18 protein-coding genes are annotated in these 20,925 nt (G+C 37.9%); 5 read left to right on the forward strand and 13 right to left on the reverse strand.

The annotated features are described in order from the left end of the window. The first annotated feature begins 242 nt into the window (after positions 1–242). Both AC2SLN_RS00680 and AC2SLN_RS00685 read left to right on the forward strand, forming a co-directional pair. Entirely contained in the window at positions 243–1,154 is a 912-nt protein-coding gene (locus AC2SLN_RS00680; protein WP_486550251.1) for a hydroxymethylglutaryl-CoA lyase, read from the forward strand. A 210-nt stretch (positions 1,155–1,364) separates the two neighbouring features. Then, positions 1,365–2,552, forward strand: a complete 1,188-nt coding sequence (locus AC2SLN_RS00685; protein ID WP_486550249.1) for an isovaleryl-CoA dehydrogenase — start codon at positions 1,365–1,367, stop codon at positions 2,550–2,552. 158 nt (positions 2,553–2,710) lie between these two features. Here the strand turns inward: AC2SLN_RS00685 and AC2SLN_RS00690 are convergent, their stop codons facing one another. From AC2SLN_RS00690 to metX, 4 genes are all read right to left on the reverse strand, one after another. Then, on the reverse strand, positions 2,711–3,472 hold the full coding sequence (locus tag AC2SLN_RS00690; protein WP_486550248.1) for a hypothetical protein: 762 nt from the start codon (positions 3,470–3,472) through the stop codon (positions 2,711–2,713). Between the two features lie 150 nt (positions 3,473–3,622). Next, positions 3,623–4,204, reverse strand: a complete 582-nt coding sequence (locus AC2SLN_RS00695; protein WP_486531657.1) for a tetratricopeptide repeat protein — start codon at positions 4,202–4,204, stop codon at positions 3,623–3,625. A gap of 845 nt (positions 4,205–5,049) precedes the next feature. Then, positions 5,050–5,670 carry a methionine biosynthesis protein MetW gene (gene metW, locus AC2SLN_RS00700; RefSeq protein ID WP_486531658.1) on the reverse strand — a complete coding sequence of 207 codons (621 nt, stop codon included), beginning with the start codon at positions 5,668–5,670 and terminating at the stop codon, positions 5,050–5,052. After that, positions 5,667–6,857: a homoserine O-succinyltransferase MetX gene (gene metX, locus AC2SLN_RS00705; RefSeq protein ID WP_486550316.1), complete on the reverse strand. Its 1,191-nt coding sequence runs from the start codon at positions 6,855–6,857 to the stop codon at positions 5,667–5,669. The genes metW and metX overlap by 4 nt, the downstream gene beginning before the upstream one ends. 465 nt (positions 6,858–7,322) lie before the next feature. On the opposite strand from metX, the gene hemH reads away from it, so the two are divergent. Next, on the forward strand, positions 7,323–8,342 hold the full coding sequence (hemH, locus tag AC2SLN_RS00710; protein ID WP_486550246.1) for a ferrochelatase: 1,020 nt from the start codon (positions 7,323–7,325) through the stop codon (positions 8,340–8,342). Between the two features lie 418 nt (positions 8,343–8,760). On the opposite strand, the gene AC2SLN_RS00715 is transcribed toward hemH, so the two are convergent. From AC2SLN_RS00715 to AC2SLN_RS00745, 7 genes are all read right to left on the reverse strand, one after another. Beyond that, positions 8,761–9,114 carry a hypothetical protein gene (locus AC2SLN_RS00715; protein ID WP_486550245.1) on the reverse strand — a complete coding sequence of 118 codons (354 nt, stop codon included), beginning with the start codon at positions 9,112–9,114 and terminating at the stop codon, positions 8,761–8,763. Positions 9,115–9,385: 271 nt separating this feature from the next. After that, positions 9,386–9,928 (reverse strand): ferritin, encoded by a 543-nt coding sequence (locus AC2SLN_RS00720; protein WP_486550243.1) that lies wholly within the window; start codon positions 9,926–9,928, stop codon positions 9,386–9,388. Between the two features lie 418 nt (positions 9,929–10,346). Further along, entirely contained in the window at positions 10,347–11,141 is a 795-nt protein-coding gene (locus AC2SLN_RS00725; protein ID WP_486550241.1) for an SDR family NAD(P)-dependent oxidoreductase, read from the reverse strand. Between the two features lie 103 nt (positions 11,142–11,244). Continuing rightward, on the reverse strand, positions 11,245–12,381 hold the full coding sequence (locus tag AC2SLN_RS00730) for a hypothetical protein (RefSeq protein ID WP_486550240.1): 1,137 nt from the start codon (positions 12,379–12,381) through the stop codon (positions 11,245–11,247). Positions 12,382–12,618: 237 nt separating this feature from the next. Then, a complete protein-coding gene (locus tag AC2SLN_RS00735; RefSeq protein ID WP_486550238.1) occupies positions 12,619–13,209 on the reverse strand; it encodes an HAD family hydrolase in 591 nt (196 codons plus the stop codon). Positions 13,210–13,331: 122 nt separating this feature from the next. Beyond that, positions 13,332–14,486, reverse strand: coding sequence for a catalase family protein (locus tag AC2SLN_RS00740; RefSeq protein WP_486550236.1), 1,155 nt, complete (start codon positions 14,484–14,486; stop codon positions 13,332–13,334). A 366-nt stretch (positions 14,487–14,852) separates the two neighbouring features. Then, positions 14,853–14,987 carry a hypothetical protein gene (locus AC2SLN_RS00745; protein ID WP_486550234.1) on the reverse strand — a complete coding sequence of 45 codons (135 nt, stop codon included), beginning with the start codon at positions 14,985–14,987 and terminating at the stop codon, positions 14,853–14,855. Positions 14,988–15,400: 413 nt separating this feature from the next. Here AC2SLN_RS00745 and AC2SLN_RS00750 point away from each other — a divergent pair, with 413 nt between their 5' ends. Next, positions 15,401–15,931 (forward strand): peroxiredoxin, encoded by a 531-nt coding sequence (locus AC2SLN_RS00750; protein ID WP_486531666.1) that lies wholly within the window; start codon positions 15,401–15,403, stop codon positions 15,929–15,931. An 833-nt stretch (positions 15,932–16,764) separates the two neighbouring features. Next, positions 16,765–17,046 (forward strand): NadS family protein, encoded by a 282-nt coding sequence (gene nadS, locus AC2SLN_RS00755; RefSeq protein ID WP_486550232.1) that lies wholly within the window; start codon positions 16,765–16,767, stop codon positions 17,044–17,046. A gap of 67 nt (positions 17,047–17,113) precedes the next feature. Here nadS and AC2SLN_RS00760 read toward each other — a convergent pair whose 3' ends face one another. Together AC2SLN_RS00760 and AC2SLN_RS00765 are read right to left on the reverse strand one after the other, a co-directional pair. After that, positions 17,114–20,467 (reverse strand): PIN domain-containing protein, encoded by a 3,354-nt coding sequence (locus AC2SLN_RS00760; protein ID WP_486550230.1) that lies wholly within the window; start codon positions 20,465–20,467, stop codon positions 17,114–17,116. A gap of 30 nt (positions 20,468–20,497) precedes the next feature. Continuing rightward, the gene (locus AC2SLN_RS00765) at positions 20,498–20,857 is read right to left on the reverse strand and encodes a Het-E N-terminal domain-containing protein (RefSeq protein WP_486550228.1); all 360 of its coding nucleotides are present in this window, start codon (positions 20,855–20,857) and stop codon (positions 20,498–20,500) included. Positions 20,858–20,925 lie beyond the last annotated feature (68 nt).

Consider the following 20,925-nt stretch of genomic DNA (forward strand, 5'->3'; position numbering starts at 1 on the left):
AATTGCGATATAGAATAAGGCCATACGCTAATATCCGATTCAAAAATTAAAGTAGCTACAACAGAGTAGCTAAAACAGAGTAGTTATAAATAATAGTAGCCATAAAAATTCGCAATAAACAGGCTTGCAAGCATGGCAAATAGTAGAATTAGCAAGTTGGCCACTGTTTAATTACCTTCTTGGACAGATATAAGATGTCTTATGACCTGCTACAGGCCGTAGCTTACAACAGAGTATAAGTAATGAATTATCCAGATAATGTTCTTATTATTGAGGTTAGCCCACGTGATGGCCTTCAGAATGAGAAGCAGAATGTACCGACAGATGTGAAATTTGAATTAATAAACGGCTTGATTGATGCTGGTATTAAAAAGCTTGAGGCTACTAGTTTTGTCTCGCCAAAGTGGGTACCTCAGATGGGCGATAATAGCGCGCTTATGACGCTCATTAATACCGAGCGTAGAAAAGACGTCTGTTATTCAGTATTAACGCCTAATATGAGAGGCTTTGATAATGCGCTTACTTTTACGCCAGATGAAGTGGTCATTTTTGGTTCGGCCAGTGAGACGTTTAGCCAAAAGAATATCAACTGTAGTATCGATGAAAGTATTGAGCGTTTTGCGCCAGTTGCAGCTGCTGCTAAAGAAGCTGGCATAAAAGTGCGCGGGGTTATTTCTTGTAGTGTCGGGTGCCCTTATGAAGGAGAGATTTTGCCAACTCAAGTCGCTTATGTTACCAAACGGTTAGTCGAAATCGGTGCCGAGCATATTGGTGTGGCAGATACCATTGGTGTTGGTACCCCAATCAAGGTTCAAAATGCGCTAAAAGCAGCGATGGATTATATTGATGTTTCCGATATTTCAGGGCATTTTCATGATACCTATGGTCAAGCCTTAGCCAATACATTAGCAGCCCTACAATTGGGTGTACGTCAATATGATACCTCTGTAGCTGGCCTTGGAGGTTGTCCTTATGCGAAAGGTGCAACGGGTAACGTCGCCACTGAAGATGTGGTTTATATGTTACATGGCATGGGTATCGAAACTGGCATTGACTTAACTAAGCTCACTGCAACTGGCCAAAAAATAAGCGAATTTTTAGGGCGTGCTAACGGCTCAAATGTGGCTCGTGCGTTACTTAGTAAGTCTAAGTGATTTAATCAGTCTTAATAACGCAAGTAACATAAGAGTTACTTATGTAACAGTCAATAAGAAAGATATTTTGTTGATAAAAATAAAGAAATATGATGAGTAGGGTGTAAGCCCGTAACATGCCCTAAAACATTAAGATGAATTTAATCATCAGCATTTACAATGGATAGTCATTTTGAAAGACTGCTTCCAATTATTTTATAAGGATATTTTATGAGCACAATCGGTTTGAACTTTGAGTTAGGCGAAGATATTAACGCCCTTCGTGATGCTGTAAAAAGCTTTGCAGATAATGAGATTGCCCCACGAGCTGCTGAAATAGATAGTAGTGATGAGTTTCCAATGGACTTATGGGAAAAAATGGGCGATATGGGTCTGCATGGTATCACGGTACCTGAAGAGTATGGCGGTGCTAATATGGGATATGTTGCTCATATGGTGGCTATGGAAGAAATTAGTAGGGCTTCAGCATCGGTTGCTCTTAGCTATGGCGCACATTCAAACCTATGTATCAATCAGATTAAACGTAATGGTAATGAGGCGCAAAAGCAAAAATTCCTACCAAAGCTGATTGCAGGTAAGTTTGTTGGGGCGTTAGCCATGAGTGAGCCCGGGGCTGGTTCAGACGTTGTTAGCATGAAGCTAAGAGCAGAAGAAAGAGATGGTGGCTATGTGCTTAATGGAACTAAAATGTGGATTACCAACGGTCCAGATGCTGATGTGATGGTGGTATACGCCAAAACAGAGCCTGAGCTTGGCGCTAAAGGTATGACTGCATTTCTAGTCGAAAAAGGTATGCAAGGGTTTGGTACAGCGCAAAAACTTGACAAACTCGGTATGCGGGGTAGTCATACCGGTGAGATGACGTTTGATAATGTATTCGTGCCAAAAGAAAATATCTTGGGCGAACTTAATCAAGGTGTTAAGGTGTTAATGAGTGGCTTAGATTATGAGCGTGCCGTTTTAGCTGCTGGGCCTATTGGTATCATGCAAGCGGTAATGGACAATGTGGTTCCATACATTCATGATCGTAAGCAATTTGGTCAGTCAATTGGCGAGTTCCAATTGATTCAGGGTAAAGTGGCGGATATGTACACTATCCTACAAGCGGGCCGTAGCTTCTTATATACCGTTGGTAAAAATCTAGATATGCTAGATAAAAAAGGTGTTGGTCATAGCCGTGAGGTACGTAAAGATTGCGCCAGTGTTATCTTGTGGTGTGCGGAAAAAGCCACGTGGATGGCAGGAGAGGGTATTCAGATATTTGGGGGTAATGGCTACACTAATGAATATCCACTGGGTCGTTACTGGCGTGATGCAAAGCTTTACGAGATTGGTGCAGGCACGAGTGAAATTCGCCGTATGTTAATCGGTCGTGAATTATTTAACGAAACCAAATGATTTGACGCACGTGACCCAAATAAGATATCGGCTACTTGTTTAGCGAGCATGTTTAATAAGAAAACCCCCAATCTGGTGATTAGGGGTTTTCTTTAATTTAGCCCAGTAGAGTATCAAGGTTATTAGAGGAGTGAAAAATAAGTCTAAGTCTAAGTTTATTATTCACTCATATGCCGTGTATGGCCTTTCTCAAATAGATTTGGGTTGCTAATGGTTTTTCCAGCGGCTATCTTATAATGCGATGAGTTAAAGAGCATTTGTGGAGTAAGTATTAAATTGGCGCTTGGATTACCTACATTTGAGACTTCAACTGTGTGAAAATCTGGGGCAATAAACCTACTAAATAAGTAGTGTTGATGTGTATTAATACTAAAGGTATAAGTATCATTAGTAATCGTGTAGGTGTAGATGTTAGGTCTACTATTATCTGTATTGATTGTATCTTGAGGGTCGTAATACTCAGTTATTTGTCTATTAAGCCCTGCTTCAAGCACGTTTACGAAATCTTTCATGGGACGTGTAGGGGATGCGGAAGAGGTAGATGTAGAAAAAGGCGATTTTAATTGACCAGATGCTATTAAATGATCCGATGTAGATAGTGAGGCCAGTTGACTTGGTGTTGCTATGAAGACATATAAGGGGGTGTCCGATTCGCCTTGCAAGGGGTAGTGTCCCACTTTGCTTTGGTAGTCTTCAATAGTCGCCACCCAATACTTAAGATGACGTAACCTTACAATATCTGCATCTTTTTGAAATAGTTCAGACTCTTTTTGAGCGTGCTCCGAGATTTTTTCCTCTGCGCTAAGCGGGGCTTTATCCTTATTCAAAGATATTATAGCGATTAGTACTAATCCGATTCCGATTACCACAAGTGCAGTATTGAACAATGTTTTATTGGTTCTATTCGAGAAGACAGCCATTCATTATTGCCCAATATTTACGGTGTCGTGGAGGTAACCCTGTAAAAGAGACTACAGAGGAAATAAAATCAGATAAAAAACCCAGCCTAAAGCTGGGTGATACTCAAAATGTAAGCCGTTTATTCATTTATTGAAGGGCTCATTTTCCCATTATTTAGATTGAAACCAGCTGTTTGCTTGGTTACGAGCATTGGCGATATCAGATCCTGATAAATTCAAAGCCAACTGCCCAATCTTACCGCGTGCTTTGGTACGTACTTCATCATTCAGCATACCGTCACGAGCAGATAGTTCATACCACTTATAGGCATCAACAAGCTTTCTCTGTTTCTCATCAATAAGTGCTAAGGTGTAACTGGCACGGTTATCCCCACGCTTGGCTGCTCTTTCAAGCCAATAACGGGCTTGTTGTTCATTGACAGCAACCCCTTCGCCTCGTGCATACATGATGCCAAGATTTAGCTGAGCAGGCGTCACATTTTGCTTTGCCGCACGGGTGTACCATTCAATCGCTTTAAGCGGGTTTTTAGTGACCCCAATACCCTTTTGATAACGTTTGGCTAAATAGAATTGGGCATGATCGTTACCAAGGTTTGCACGTGCAGTTAGGTCATTTACACTCATCATCTCAAAGCGAGATGTATCTAATGGAACATTCGCAACCAGATCAGCTTGGGCTAAGCCTGCAGTTGAGAATAAAGTAGCAAAAACAGCAGCTTTTAAAAGTTTCATAAGAAATCCAACAACAAAATTAGCGTCATAATGAATGAAAGCACCAAAGCTCGGCTTTTTAGCTGATACTGTATTGAGCGGCGGCACTTATATTAAACAAAACGTATTAAGAAAACATTAAACAATGGTATTCGTAATTTAACAGTGTCTAAAGATTTAGATATAGTTAATTAGGGTAAGCCACTACACAAAGGCAGTGAAAATTACACACTACTAAAAAACGATAACATAGCTTAACACCGCCTTTAAGCAAACTCAAATGCAACTAGGGTAGTTTTACTTGAAAAAATGTGAAAAATATTAAAATAATTACGTGAATCGTAACAAAATAATACAAGCAATAATCTAGTATCAAATATGAAATGAATGAGAAATGAGTAGTATGAATTAGGCATGATTTAGCCGTCTTCTAACTGAAGAAAGTCATCACTGGTTTCGACTATTTGCTAATTCTATTGCTAACGCTATCTAAAATATTTTCAAGGAGTTATCAGGTAGACTTACTACGTATACAAAAGCTAGCGAAGTATACAAAAGCTAGCGAAATATTTGTTCAGCTATCTTTTAGTTAAACCATACCCGTTTTTATTTTTCGTATCAGACGGTCAAATATGCGTCTAAAACCATACTAATGAGATTTATTCTGGCGTTATTATTCTAGCGTTATACAGGTATCAAGTTTAGTCATTCAATAGCAATTATTTGCGCGTACCTGCTCTCTTAATACCAAACCAAACCCAATAATCTTTATTAACCCTTTCAAACATCAAGCTCTTTCAAACATAAATCCATTTTTAACATCAAGCAATATTCTTTTGTAGATTAGTGTATTCAGGGTTAAGGTTCTATCGCTTAGTCACTCGATATATGGCAACATCTGCCAATAAGTTTGGCGCTTGGCGTATGAAAGTTCGCATGAGAGAAGAGCGTTTTAGACCAAATCGATCTGCTGAGTCGGTCACTGCAAAGCGGTTGATAATACTAATGTCATTATCAGCACATAGCTTTTCGAAGTCTTTAAAAGTGCATAAATGGATATTTGGCGTGTTATACCATTCATAGGGTAGGGCTTCTGACACTGGCATTAACCCTTTTATACCGAGATGTAGGCGGTTTTGCCAGTGAGCAAAGTTTGGGAAGGTAATGACGGCCTCTCGGCCCACACGGAGCATATCAAGAAGCAATTTATCTGGTGCTTTAACGGCTTGTAGTGCCATAGCCATGACGACCGTATCAAAGCTGTTATCTGCAAAACGAGCCAGTCCGTCGTTTAAGTCTTGTTCGACAATATTCAGACCTTTTGATATGGCTTCATTAATTTTATACTCATCTAATTCTAAGCCATATCCGGTTACTCCCATCGTATGCTGTAAGTGTGCCAGCAGAGAGCCATCTCCGCAGCCGAGATCTAATACACGCGAGTGCGGCGCAATCCAGTTTTTAGCAAGCTCATGATCTATTCTCATGCGGTATGCTCCTTTTGAGTTTGCCCAATTTTCTTCTGGTTTAGAGCGTCTGAATTTGTTAAAAACGGCGCGTCTAAAAAGCCCTTAACTGCACCCATATAGCGCGGAATGTCAAATAAAAACGAATCATGACCATGCGGTGCATCAACATTAACATAGCTCACTGGTTTTTTATTAGCCATTAAAGCATCGACAATTTCTTGAGAGCGCTCTGGAGAAAAGCGCCAGTCAGTGGTAAATGAAACTACTAAAAACTGACACTGTGTATGGGCTAGAGTTTGTTTTAGCGCTTCTAAATCATCAAGGTCATCATCCACATAGTCTCGGGTAGGATCAAAATAATCAAGCGCCTTGGTCATTAATAAGTAAGTATTGGCATCAAAGTTTTCGCTAAAACGCTCGCCTTGATAGCGCAGATAGCTTTCAACTTGAAACTCAATATCATAACCATACATAAATTTCCCAGACTTTAAGTCACGACCAAATTTTGCTTTCATAGCATCATCTGTGAGGTAAGTAATATGACCCACCATACGTGCTAGGATTAGTCCGCGCCGAGGGTACGTGCCCGCTTGCAAGTAGCGACCCTCTTTAAAATCGGGGTCTGATAGTATGGATTGTCGAGCGACTTCATTAAATGCAATGTTTTGAGCTGAAAGTTTTGGTGTACTCGCAATAATCACACAGCGTTTAAGTCTATCAGGGTAGTCAACTGACCATTGTAGCGCCTGCATCCCGCCCATTGATCCACCAACAATAGCATGCCAGACGTCAATACCTAAGCGATCTGACAACATGGTTTGAGTCACTACCCAATCTTTAATGGTAATGAGTGGAAAATCAGGGCCATAGGGAACATTTTCTTTGCTTGCTGGATTAGGTGTAACAGGACCAGTTGACCCATGACAACTGCCAATATTATTTAAGCAAACCACATAATAGTGATTGGTATCTATGGCTTTACCTGGACCAATCATGGTGTCCCACCAACCAGGTTTTTCATCGTCAGCACTGTGGTAGCCAGCAGCATGATGACTGCCCGATAGTGCGTGACATATTAATATGGCGTTTGACTTATCTTTATTGAGAGTACCGTAGGTTTCATATACTAGATCAAACTGTGACAAAGTGCGATTGCACTCCAAGGTCAAGGGTGTGTCAAAATGCAATGTTTTCGGCGTTACTATACCGACAGAGCGGCCTACAGAATCGTCTAAAGAATTACCTAAAGAGTCACTCTCGAAACGGGCAAAATTGGAATCATTTTGGGTCGATTGGATGCTCAAAGTTACCTCAATAGAATTAATAGAAATAGGGTCAATTAGAAATTGCGATATTAAACATACAGAATATGACAGAAAGGGAGTAGTGATTTCTAACTCGTCATTATAAACTATTATTGTAGGTGGATAGCTAGGTAAGTACAACTTCAATGGCCGTTTGTTAATACGGGGTTGTTAATTTAAGGCTACTGTTTTGGCAAACTACCTTGCAATAATGATAAACTGGCACTCTATTTTGCCATTGGAAAAGTCAGTGACTGTGTATCAAGTATATATATAAATATTGGCCCCTGTTTTTACACCAAGTTATAACATCATGACATCCAACCATTTTAAATCATTTTAGTTTATTGAGGACATCTGCCAGATATGAAACCTAGCCAGCCACCTCGAATAGCTGTTTTGCTTGTTAACCTAGGCACACCAGATGAGCCAACGGCACCAGCAGTACGTCGTTATCTAAAGCAGTTTTTGTCCGACCCTAGGGTAATTGAAATACCGCAGTTTATATGGGCAATTATTTTAAACCTGTTTGTATTACCCTCTCGTCCTAAGCGAGTGGCACATGCCTATGCTAGTGTATGGGATGGCGATTCTCCAATACGTAAAATATTGAATTTACAAGTGGATAAGCTGCAAACTCGATTGCAGGATAGTATCACTCCGTTTAGAGTTTCTGTACATCCAGCGATGACCTATGGTAATCCAGGTTTGCCAAATGTTATGGATAAGCTGCATCAAGAAGGCGTAGATCACTTTGTCATTTTGCCTCTGTTTCCTCAGTACTCAGCGACTTCGGGTGGCGCAGTATATGATGCTCTTACGAGATGGACACTGAAGCAACGTAACTTGCCTAATTATACTATTGTTAAAGATTATTTTGCGCATCCACTTTATATCAAGGCCTTGGTAAATTCGATACGCCGTTTTCAGGCAAAGCATGGTAAACCTGAAAAGCTGATGTTTAGTTTTCATGGTATCCCACAGCCTTACGCTGACAAAGGAGACCCTTATCCTAAGCGTTGTAAATGTACAGCAGCACAAGTGGCAAGTGAGCTGGGTTTAAATGAAGATGAGTGGATAACCAGTTTTCAGTCACGTTTTGGTAAACAAGAGTGGGTCAAGCCCTATACGGATGTAACGCTAGAAGAGTGGGGTAAGGCGGGTGTGCGTTCGGTACAAGTTATCAGTCCTGCATTCTCCGCTGACTGTTTGGAAACGTTAGAAGAGTTAGCGATGGAAAATCGTGATAACTTTATTAAGGCGGGAGGTGAAACGTATCATTATATCCCTGCTTTAAATGATCATGAAGATCATATAGATTTAATGGAAGCATTGGCTAAGCCACTGGTCGCAGGGTGGGCAGCCACCCTACAAGGATGGGCATAAGCTCTATCATTTCTAAAGGGTTATAGCATTAAGCTTGTTTCGCCTGAGAAATCCAGTTCTACTTAGCGTATTAGCTCGCTAGCCTTGCACCGGTTTTAATACTTTTAACACTACTGTTAGCACCGGTTAACCAGCGCTTTGAACCAAATAGTAAATAATAGCTCTATTATTCTTTACATTTGTATTGAGGATTTAGGTATCGTGTATATTTATAACAAAGCACCGCCACTTTAGGGCGGTGTTTAGTTAATTGAATTATAGTTACTCATAACAAGGCTGTACCTTATCATTACTCTTTATCTCACTCATTATCTAATTTTTATAAATAACGAACTCTCATAATTAAACCTAATAACTACTGATATTCAAAAATAACTATTCATCTTCTAATCAAAATAACTATTCATCTTCAAAATAATTACTCATCTTCAAAACTATGAGCAACCGCATCTTTATCAGCAATATCACGAATAGTAGGGTAGTGTTTATCATCTAAGGTGTCTTCTACTAATACTTCATCGATGCGTGATTCATCAATATTATGACGATGCACTTCAGTCAATCCAGAGTGTACTTCATCGATAAGATTATCAGGATCAATACTATTTGTATCTGTAAGGGCATCTATGATGGACTCTTCAGAATTTGTCAGCTTATCTGTATCTAGATCTGATGAATCAGTTGCCATTGGGTCGTTCATCGGTTTACGTACACCTTCGTGAGATAGAGTACTGCTTACTAGATCAGGTTGAGGGGTTTTAGGGTTTTTCATAGTGTCATCCTTTTACTTATAAATTTATTAACGACATAGTGTTTATGTATTACTTGCTGCTTACTACATACTAAATTTCTGGTATGAGTTTATTGTGTCATTGAAGATTACAACCAACCAGTAACGAGATGTCACCGCATGTTAATAATATGTAAGAAAACCATAACCGTTCAGTATGCAAGAGAATCAACATATGAAAAACCGCATAGCATAATCGTCAAGACAACAAGACAGCAGTCTTATAACATTATCCTTTAAGTCGTAACTCAGCTTAAATACTTTTATTGCGTGGTAGTTCTGCTTCCTGAGAAGCGTGTTGCATATCACGGTCAAGTGAATAAAAGTTAGCATTGTTATGTTGATTGTCTGAGGCTAAAGCAAATTTATCGCGTAACTCATCAATTAAAGCTTCTTCTTCAATCTGCTCTTTAACAAACCACTGTAAGAAGTTAAAAGTGGGCCAATCTTTTTCTGCCATTGCCTTATCCACTAAATCATAAATCTTTTGTGAATTCCTAAGTTCGTGTTGCCATACATCTTCAATACATTGTTGCAAGTTGCTTGGATTATCCTTAGGCGCAGGAATGTCGCCAATTTTTGCTGTACCACCCCGAGTGTTAATATATTCTAAAAACTTAAACATATGTTGACGTTCTTCTTCAGAATGTTTATAGAAAAACTCGGCAATACCTGAGTAGCTATTTGACTCCGCCCAAACACCAAGTGCTAAATAGGCTTGAGCTTGTTTAGCTTCATTATTCATCTGATCGTTAAGAGCTTGTTCCATAGAGTCTGAAAGTCGTTTATCACTCATAATAATCTCCTTATTAAACTTTAAGTTTGTTTTAATGGGTTTGATGAAGATTAAATAAACAATTAAATAATCAGTGCAATCCAACTCATTAAATACGGTTTTTCAATACTATCTTTCTTTACTATCTTTCTTTCACTACTATCTTTCTTTTCCTTATCTTTCTCCAATACTACCTTTTAAAGCCGTAAATATGGGTAATGTGCTGTCACGCTTTTGTGAGACAAGTTAATAGATGTAAAATAATTTATAATTATGCAACTTAATACTGTTAACTAAAGTTTTCTTAACTTGATTTTGATCAATTCAACATCGCTCAACTCAAATTTTTGCCACTAAAAAAGCCATCTTAACGATGGCTTTTCAAAAAATAACGTAAAGAGATTCTACAGATCAGTTTAGGCGTTATATTCTTATGCGTTTATGCGCCAAATCTTTTAGTAAGAAGACGATTAATCTTATTTGGCGTAATTTGCGCTAACCCATTCATAACTTTAGCTGGCATGCCCACGGTATAATGGGTCTTAGAGAGTTTCTTATTAGGAGATTTAGCAAGGTTACACAACGTTTTAGCCACATCTTCTGGCATTAAATTTAAGCCAAGACGGTCAATGCTGGTCACTTCAATACCGTTTGTCATATCCGTTTTAACCCACAATGGCATAATATCAATTACCTTAATACCTTGAGGTTCAAATTCAATATTAAGACCTTCTGTCAAACCCCGCACAAAAAACTTACTGGCAGAGTAAGGGGCAATTTCGGGTTGGCCATATATGGCTGATGCCGAAGAAACATTGATAATTTTGCTAAATTTGCCCCCTTCCATTACTTTAACTACCTTGTAACAGCCGATGAGCACACCTTTACAGTTGATATCTACCAGCTTAAGTTGAGCCTCTAAATCTGTCTCACTTAGGGGGCCATCAACCAGTACACCTGCATTGTTGATAAGTACATCAATACTACCAAATTTGTCTTGCATGGCTTCAATGGCGCTGTCCCAGTCTTCACTAGCGGTAACATCTAGCGTGCCATGCAGAATAGCTTGCGACTTAATGGCTTTCTTGAATGCCTTGTGTTCCAGCGAAGCTTCAATGTGATCAACATCAATATCAAACATACCGATATTATGTCCTTTACTCGCCAAGCTTTGTGCGGTCTTAAGGCCAATGCCTCGAGCAGCGCCAGTGATGAGAATATTTAATTTTTTCATAAAGCTATTACCTTAATAGTGAAAGTGAAAAATTAGTCAAATTAAAAGTTATGACGGACAATATGTGAATGTACAGTATTAAGCCCTAAAACAACATTGAGCCCTAAAACAATGCTTCCATCCGAAGTAGAGCAGACGGATAATGTCCTTTATCTTCTGCTTTATCATTATAGTAGTTTAGTTCAGTTTGCAGGTATAACCAATGTCGCCAAATAGGCTGACGGTAACTTATCGTTGGGCCGTAACTATTCAGCTTTTTATGGTTGCTTCTATGGTCATCCTTAAAATCGCCACTGGCTGAAATACCGTAGGATAACTGCTTATTATTATCAAAATAATGAAACTGCCTAAGGTCATTCTTCCAATATGTGCGCTCATCATTGTCTTGGTTAGCATAGTGAAGGGTAGTACGATTATTGATAAATCGTTCGCTATTTTTTCCATAGCGTAGATCCATCCCAGTTCTGGCGTAGTGCTCACTATCAGAGCCATAACGGTAGAAGCTGTCGTTACTAACCTTTATTTTATCGTTTTCATATAGGTCTTTATCAGTGCTAAATTTAACATAAACATCATCGCCAGAGCGGATACCAACATCCGCATCAAATCCAAGCGCCTCTTCAAGGCGTGACCAGCGTAAAGCGATGGACGAATTATCCTCTCGGACTCTTTTTCTATCGATGGTTTTATTTTGACTGCTCGTATCTCTATAGTAAGCTCTGCCAGATGCATCCTGCTTTAAAGCAGACTCGTCATCAAGATCATCATCTCCAATCATTAAGCTGAGCCTTTCTTCCAGAACAGGCAGCTTTAAGCGCCCACGAATCCTCGGCTCAACAGTAATATCACTACCTTGCACAGGATCATCTACCCAGCGTGTATCCATAACCACCCTTAAGCTAGCGGTGGCTGGGTCTCTTGGATCTGTTTTACCAAACCACCCATTCATTTTATTTGCCCAGTTACCTAAGCGTCTTCTCGTACCTTCATGCTGTTCATCTACCCAGTTCCAGTCTTTACTATCTGGGTGTATCTCTTGTGGATTTGTAAACTCATTGAATGATGTGGAGAGCGATGAGGGTTCAGTATCAGTCGCCATAGTAGTTGCTGTACTCACAGGCGTATTCGTTACTGTAACAGCATGCGCTGTGCTAGTGAGTGCTGCACTAATAGCTAAATTAATAGCTAAACTAACAAATGTGTAATAACTCAAAGTATGCCGTTTAAAGGGTGTCGTCATAGTTGTTTTCAATTAACACTTAAGGAATGGTTAGGATTACAATACAATTTTATAGGGTAGATAATCAAGAGTTATGTCACGAATGACAAAGGATAAGTGGTTTGAAATTTGTGACATGTGTACTTGGAGCCAATCTCGCCATACGACTGTATACGCTGGTCTGGTCAATGCAGTGTCACGAGTTGAATGCTTGCTGTTGTAATAATTGTCATATACACGGTTCATCAAACGAGTTTATCAAAAGTAACGATAAAAACGATGCTCAGGCTGAGCAAGCGCTAACATCTCTGTATCTTCAGGCGTATCACCATAGGCAAAGATAGTGTCATAGTCTTCAAGGTTATAGCGCAGCTCGATACGTCTTTGTTTTTCAAGCGAGCTACAGTCTCCTTCAATAGTATTCCCTGTCATGACGCCATCGATCACTTCAACCTTCGTGCATATCAAATCTAATTTTTGCTTATCGCACCATGGCTTTAAATAAACGTCGAGTGATGCCGAAACGATCACCACCAAATCTCCACGACTTTGGTGCCATTTTATTTTCTCCAACGCATTTGTTCTGATATAGGTTGGAATAACTTGGTTGGCGAATTTTTCACCTTTTTGGCTAAGGTCATCGATACTCATCCCTTTAAAGGCAAATTTAGTCATTTTTGTGCGGATATCTCGCCCATGAAGGCGACCGAGCTTATACTTTATTATAGTGGGTAATAATATTAATTTACCTAGAGTCAATTTACGTTTTGGTGTCGCAAACAACACAAATTGGGTATACATATCTTGGTTGGTTACTGTGCCGTCAAAGTCGAACAAGGCAATATTCATAAAGGGTCAAATTTATGGAGTAAACGATTATTGTACAGTATCAAGTATCATTAAATAAGATGATTAAATGAGTGAGACAATAACTCACTTAAACACAACCTTATTCTAACTCTTAGTAATCACTAATAATACGACCCGTCAAACACCTCATCCAAACTAACAGGCTCCCGTCGTTTAACCGCATTGCCTTTATGACGCTCTATAGATGACGCTTGATAGGCTTGCAGGCGAGACTGCTGGATACGGCCAATGGGGCGATTCTCCTCCAAGCATCGAAACGGCGTAAATGACAAATGCTCCATGGCATCAAAGTTGCCGTCATCAGGCACCTCCTGACGCAGCACGGTTAAACGAGCCACTGTGACAAATGGCGCCTCCGACTCCTTCCACTCTTGAGTTAAATCCTCAATCGGTTGCTTCTTAAGATTGCGGCATAACTGAATTTGTACCTCCAATTCAAGCTCATGCTCGCTAATCTCTGTAATCAACGCTTTACGAATGGCTTCCTCTTCGCTTACCAGATGAATGTCTGGATGATTAATTTTTGCGATGGACTCTGGAGTGAGTGTCACCCTTATTTTGCCCATATAGTCGCCATGACGTACTGCGCCCATAGAGAAATAATCATAGAGCCATGGGTTTTTAGGTTTTACCATGGCCAGCTTGCGAAACGTATTTAACGTCTTAAACGATTCAAATTGCGGAATCTCTTTGCCATACTGAGTTAACCAATCAAAGCCAAACTTGGCCTTGCCAGCTAATCCATTGGCCAAATAGCCATTGAACGCAAATGCTAACTTAGATAAATACGCATAATCTTTTAACTGACTGGTAAAAAACACAGGGGCATTTACCAAAGCAAAATCCATTGTGGTGGCGTTTGGCTCATCAGGAGTTAATTTTAGACCCTCTACATCAAATACTTTAAACGCCAGCCCAATAGCCAAACCCAACCGTCTATCGGGAGCAACGGTTGGCGCAGCGTTAGAAAAACGTATCACTGCGTCATGAGTGCTTGGCTTGGCATACAATCCCTGTGCATACTCGGCAGGCAGGTTATTCAAAATCTCAAACCTTGCCTTTAGCGCACAATAGCCTTTGGTGTGCACCGCACGACCATGATAGTCCAGTTTATTTTTGCCTTTGCTACTTCGTACTTCCTTACGTATATCGGCACTAATCACATCTATTAATGACGATTCTTCTGCGCTTAAAGTGGTGTATTTATCATCAAACTTGACGTATTTCGGCTTTGATTTAAATAGTTTTTTTAACATAGTGGGCTACCTTAGAGAATGAAATTTGGGTTGCCTGCTTATGTTATAAGGATATTGAATTTGAGTTTGCAACGAAATGCAATTAAAGCGTAACCTTCTAAGTTTGAAAAAAGAAGTGAGAGTCATTGATAGTATAGTCAAGCGTACATTGGACTATGCAGAATATGTAGCGTGCGGTGTAGTGAAGCGGAACCCACGGCTTAAGTTTTGACTATTATAAAGAGAGCAACACAATAGTAAGGGGTATCTTATTAAAAGTTTAGGGGTTGCTGTAGCCACTCTCGCCATCCGCTTGTATCTGCTGAGTTTGGGCAAGGCAGTGTCACGAATTGACGGATTGCTGTTGCCTCGACACTCCCTCAATGTCTAGCCACTGCAACTTGCCCAAACCAGCAGGATACCGCTACTGTCAAGGCTAGCGGTCACATCGTATTCTTGCGAGTATTTATTGAGGTATAGGTTTAAGAGTATGGTTGGTTGCTTACTTACTTCTACTTCCATAACTCATTAGCTCCAATCAAACTGAGCTTGGCGTATAGTTCTCGAAGGGCTTTAATGGTCTGAACGTTGTCAAATTGGGATAAGTGTTAGCTTAGATAAACAAAGTGTTCGTTTATTCACCAGAAAATGTTTTTTTAAAAAGCTGTTTATCCTTGCTTCGAGAAGATTGGTGCATAAATTTAGGAATAGATTATAAAGATCATAGCAATCTAATCTCATAAAGACCTGATTTAAAAATTTTAGAATCTCATTCAAGTTTTAGTGGTAATATAACAATACAGTAATAAACACTACTTCGAAATTTGAATAATAACAACCAAACATAATACTACTACTCAATGTATGACCTCTTATGATATCTTAATTTTATAATCTTACAAATACGCCTTACTAACACCCTAAATCGGAGAAAAATGATGATTAAATATGTCCCTGATGTTACCTTTAAAACCCGTGTGCGTGATGAGTCTATCGGTGGTGACAATCCCTTTAAATGGTACGATTTGACCACAGATGAGTTATTTGCCAATAAAAAAGTGGTGGTGTTTTCTCTACCAGGTGCGTTTACGCCAACGTGTTCGACCAGCCATCTGCCTCGCTATGAAGAACTTTACGATGAGTTTAAAGCGCTCGGTATTGACGAAGTGGTTTGTGTTTCTGTCAACGATGCTTTTGTGATGTATCAATGGGGCTTAAAGCAGAACCGTGAAAACGTCTTTTTGCTACCTGACGGCAATGGCGAATTCACTCGTAAAATGGGTATGCTGGTGGATAAAAGCAATCTTGGCTTTGGCATGCGCTCGTGGCGTTATTCGATGTATGTCGATAATAAAGAAATCAAAAAAGCGTTTGTTGAGCCTGATTATGGCGATAATTGCCCCATCGACCCATTTGAAGTGTCTGATGCCGATACCATGCTTAAGTATTTAAAAGAGAATGTTTAAGCTCATTTGCATTAATAGCGTACACTTAGCAAACTAAATAAAAAAGCCATTCAAGCTTAACGTTTGAATGGCTTTTATTTTATCTGATGAGAGTAGCTATTCTCGCTTTACGCTACTATCTGCATGTTTGCGCGAAGCGCTGGCTAAGGTTTGTCACGTCTCTTGCTTCGCGTAGCCATGCCAAACTAAGCCCGCACAATTCGCCCAACCAAGCAGTATATCCACTGCAATCGAGGCTAGCGGTAATACCTCATTCTTGCAGGTAATTATCGTGGTTTAAATTATGTTTATTGAATGAGGTAGAGATGGACGATAGGACGCACCCAGCACACCAATTAGCTGTATAAAGGTTGCTAGTAGGTAGCGTGGGTGCAACGCAGTGAAACCCACGGATTGATTAAAACCGTCGTGGGTTATCACCCACGCTACACGCTATAATAACAATAAAAATTACTTTACTATACTTCAATGACGTATATAGTTAAGGCTAAAACCAAGGATTATAGGTGTTACATTTTATATAGACTCCGTTATTTACCAAACAAGTCAAAAATTTGTTAGACAATGACAGTTATAAAGAGTTGCAAGCAGATTTAATTGAGAATCCAGAACAAGGGAGTCTAATTCAGGGTACAGGTGGTATCTGAAAGACAAGATGGACGTTAAAACAAGGCAAGAGTGGTGGTGTGCGTATCATTTACTACTTTGTAAATAGTCAAGGTATATATTTTTTATGCTACTTGCCTATCCAAAAAATAAGAAAGTCAGTTTAACAAGTCAAGAGATGTCCAGCTTGCATAAGTTAACCCAGAAAATTAAAGAGGTATATGATCATGACAAATGAATTTTACTATGATTTATTGCAATCATTAAGCCAAGCTTTAGAGATTGCTAAAGGTGAGGTTGAACCGAGTCGCAAGTTTAGGCACGATGTCCCTGATATAAAGTTGGTTCGAGCCAAAACAGGCTTGAGTCAACAGCAGTTTTCTGTAAAGCTTAATATTAGCTCACGTACTTTACAAAACTGGGAACAGGGTACGAGAAATCCAACTGGGGCGGCGGTAACATTGATGCGATTGTTAGATAAAAAGCCTGAATTGATTATGGATGCCTAAGTGCTGTCTGTAGGGTAGGTTAGATTTATGATATTTGGTGGGTTACGCTTCGCTAACGCCATCCTTGCTAGCTTTCATTTGATAAGTTTTCAATAAGAGTACTAACTGAATTATTAATAGAATCAATACTTATAAAGTGACTAAATGCGAAGCTCTCTAGTATGCTGAAGAAGAATAAACGATGCTTTTTGTTAGGTTGAATTTGAATATATTCAATTACAAGCTTTGCAAGTTTTGTTTCTACTAGCGTTCCTTCGACGCATTTTATAGCTTTACTAAAGCAAGCGTATAACAAACTATGCATATTTACTTTTTGTACAATATTGCCTTGAATACCTTCCATATTTTGAACAATAGAAAGACTTAAATAGCTTTTGCCTTGCGCATTATTTTTAGGCAATCGCATCTTAAAGCCTACCTGAATAGTGGATTTGATAATCCTAACTAGTACCATTTCAGCAATTTTAGGTTCCCTAAACTCCAAAGGAGAGTGATTTAAGATTTGAGTTAAAGTAGGAAATTCATTGATATCTTTTGCTAATTCTACTAGGTCGTTTAAGTAGTACGTCGTATATAGGTTAGTATATGCGCTTAATGTAATAGCTTCTTTTCTATCTTCGAAGCTCATATATTTGTCACTAACATATTTTTCTATGAAATTTAAAAAACCTACTATTTTGAAATCATTATTTGAGTTTAGTAGGGATCCAATACTGGCATCTAAGCACAACCATGGAATATCATTTGAAACCGAAAGTCTAATACTACTTATTACTGAACTACTTACTAAATCTTTAATTTCAGTAACAATAGTTGGAACATCTATTACCTTTTCAGGTTCGATTCGCACATAATTTAAAAGAGCATTTAATCCATTAATTAGTGTACCATGAGTTTGCTTAACTGTATTTGCGTCAGTTTTAAATAATTGTCCATTATGCTCATTCACTGTTAAAAACTTATCATTAGTAACTCTATCAATCCATATCTGTATACTATTGGCAGTTTCTTTTGACATAAATAGATTTACTTTTGAACCCATAACTGATTTATATAGTTTAGTAACACTCAAATATACCGCACCATATATGTCAATTAAGACAAAGTCTAATTTTTTAAAATTACCTCCTATATTAAGTAATCCTTGGTTAGAATGTTTATTTAATAGAAGGCTATATACGATGTCTATTTCTTCACCTACTGAGCGATTTTTCGTAAGAAGCTTACCTTTCAGGTATATTGTCAAATCTGTATTACTAAGTAAAACTTCGGTTGAGTCGGCAATATCATGTTGTTGTTTGTTTTTTTGCAATACTTTGATTGTATCTTCTACAATTGCATCTTCTCTAATTTCAGGCTCGTAAAAAATGGGTTTAGGGTATGTATGTTGGAGTTCTGAAACTATATTTTTGGCTAGTTGAAAGACAGTTGTGCTTACTGATTGATATTCTATAATTGTTACAGTGTTAAAATTATATTCTGTTTTTTGCCCTATAGAAGATTTCACTAAAATTTGACCTAGCTCTGAATCTATACTAATTAGCTCTTTATGTTTTGCTAATTCGCTATCAACTATTAAAGCTATTTTTGATTGATTTTTTGTCTTATAGACTATGCCACGATGAATGCCTTTAAAATTTTTATTTTCATTACAGCTTATATAAGTATTATTTGAAAATGAATTAAAATAGAATTTGACAATAATTGGTGCGTTATCTATAGGATTCTCAGTGAACAATCCAACTATAATTTGCTCTGCGAAATTAAAGTCGATAAATTGAAGTTGGTTTATAAAAAAATCAAAACCATTATACTTAGGTGTTAAGATAGATTTTGGTATTCGCCTTAGCTCAACTTTAGCTAAACTGAAGTCTAAATCAGCGCCCATGCAACTTACCAAAAATTCATGCCAAATAAATAAGTTCTTTTCATCTGCAATAAATTTAAGGTAGTTCTCTTTTGCATTAGGATAATCGTTTATTTTTAAGTAATATCTAGCTCGAAACAAATATAAGTCATGACTCCATTCATCATCTTTAATCCTATTGAGCTCTTGTCGCATAGTTTTGAGTTTATTTAAACGAAATAGAGATTGAAGATAATAGTAATTTAGGTCTGAATTTACCGCAAGGTTATGACATACTGCTTCTAATATTTTAAAAACAATGACCTCGAAAGACGATTCTAAATTATGTAAATTGTCACACCAATATTTTATTGAAGTTGGGTTTATTTCTTTTAATCTGGAACTGTATTCGTTTAGAAAGTTATTTAGATTTATTCTATAATTATTAATTTCAAATGAATCGCTAAATACTTTAAAAGATAAGATGAATAACTTAAGAAACTCAACGTAAAACTCTTCTGAGTTCGATACTATTTTAGAATTCAAAAGCCATTTCTCGACAGTATCCATATCTATACTTTTGTTATAAATAGCTCTAATGAGCATTTCAACTTCGTCATCATTTAGTGACTCATATCTTTCTAGCTTATTAACTATCCAGTCGGGGGCTTCATAAATAGTTTTATCAGCAATTTGATTTAGGGTCATTCCAAGCTTTTCATCAATCTTGCCAATATCTCTTCTATGTTCTAATGAAATATTATGAATTTTAGGGAGGTAGAGATTAGACGACGTAAGTTTAACCAAAGAAATAAGAATATGTGTCGCTAAAGAGGAGAGGCTATTCTTACCTTTTATTAATATCTCAAACTCATGTGCTATTTTTTCTATAGTTCGACTGGACCTTTGATCAAAATAAGAAAAACTTAGCTCTTCTGAGTAAACTACAATATTGATTTTACATGCTATTATCCAATATAGAATGGTTTCGCTCTTCCGACTAATAGATATCGTTTCAAAAGCTTTTAGGGCAGAAGTGTAGTTGTGAATCCTCCAAAAACCTTGTGCAAGATAAAATAGGGAATAATCGTCTAACAGCGATAGTTTGTTGTCAAAGCGAGTTTGGAGTTCATCTTTATTAGCGAAATGTTGGTCAAAACATGCTAAAGTATATATTTTATAGCTGTCGAATTTTCTGTAGAATTCCAGTGCTGTATCAAAGTTCTCTTTTACTAAAGCCTTAACAAGTAAAGCATTATATAAATCATTAAAATTTGACTCCTTATGATTGTTTAGTTCTGACTTCAGTAAGTGAGTATCCATTGAGGTGTTATCCTTAACACTATTTATAAATTCCTTAAGTATTAAAAAAAGATTGACTACATCTTCGGATAGAGGAAGTTTTCTATAGGTATCAATCTTGTTAAGTACAACCTCAAATTGATTAGTTGCAATTTGATACATCCATTCATATACAATTGTAGTTAAGTTATCAGTATTGACAGAATAATAGTTGTTTATAAGGTCTCGACCAATATTATGACCACTACCAGTATGGTTTTGATTACTTGTCATTCCTTTGTTTATCTCATAAGTTATTTGATATTAGGTATTATTTATTATTACATTTCCAGAGATGTTATGCCCGCTACCTGAATGATTTTGAGTTACTTTATTTATTGAATTATCCTGTTTAGCGTTCTTATTGACTGACTTATCCAGTTGTGTATTAGTAAGAATATGATTAATAGTTGGCTCATTCTCCAACTTTTTAGCCAACTCCTCCTGATTTAGAGTTTCTACGTTATCAATATTATTGATATGGTTTGCTAGTAACTTTACTTGTTCATCGTTAATCAACCAGCCTTGAAGTTTCTCTCTAAGACTTTGAGTAGAAATTTCTACACCACTTTTAATTAGTTCAAACGTAATACCTGATAATACAACTGAAGTTAGATATTCCACTACGATTGTTCCTTTTGTAAATTTAGTTAATACGAAGTCAAAATATGACAGATCGCTTAATTTAGTGT

The sequence above is a fragment of the Psychrobacter sp. CX90 genome (assembly GCF_057396305.2).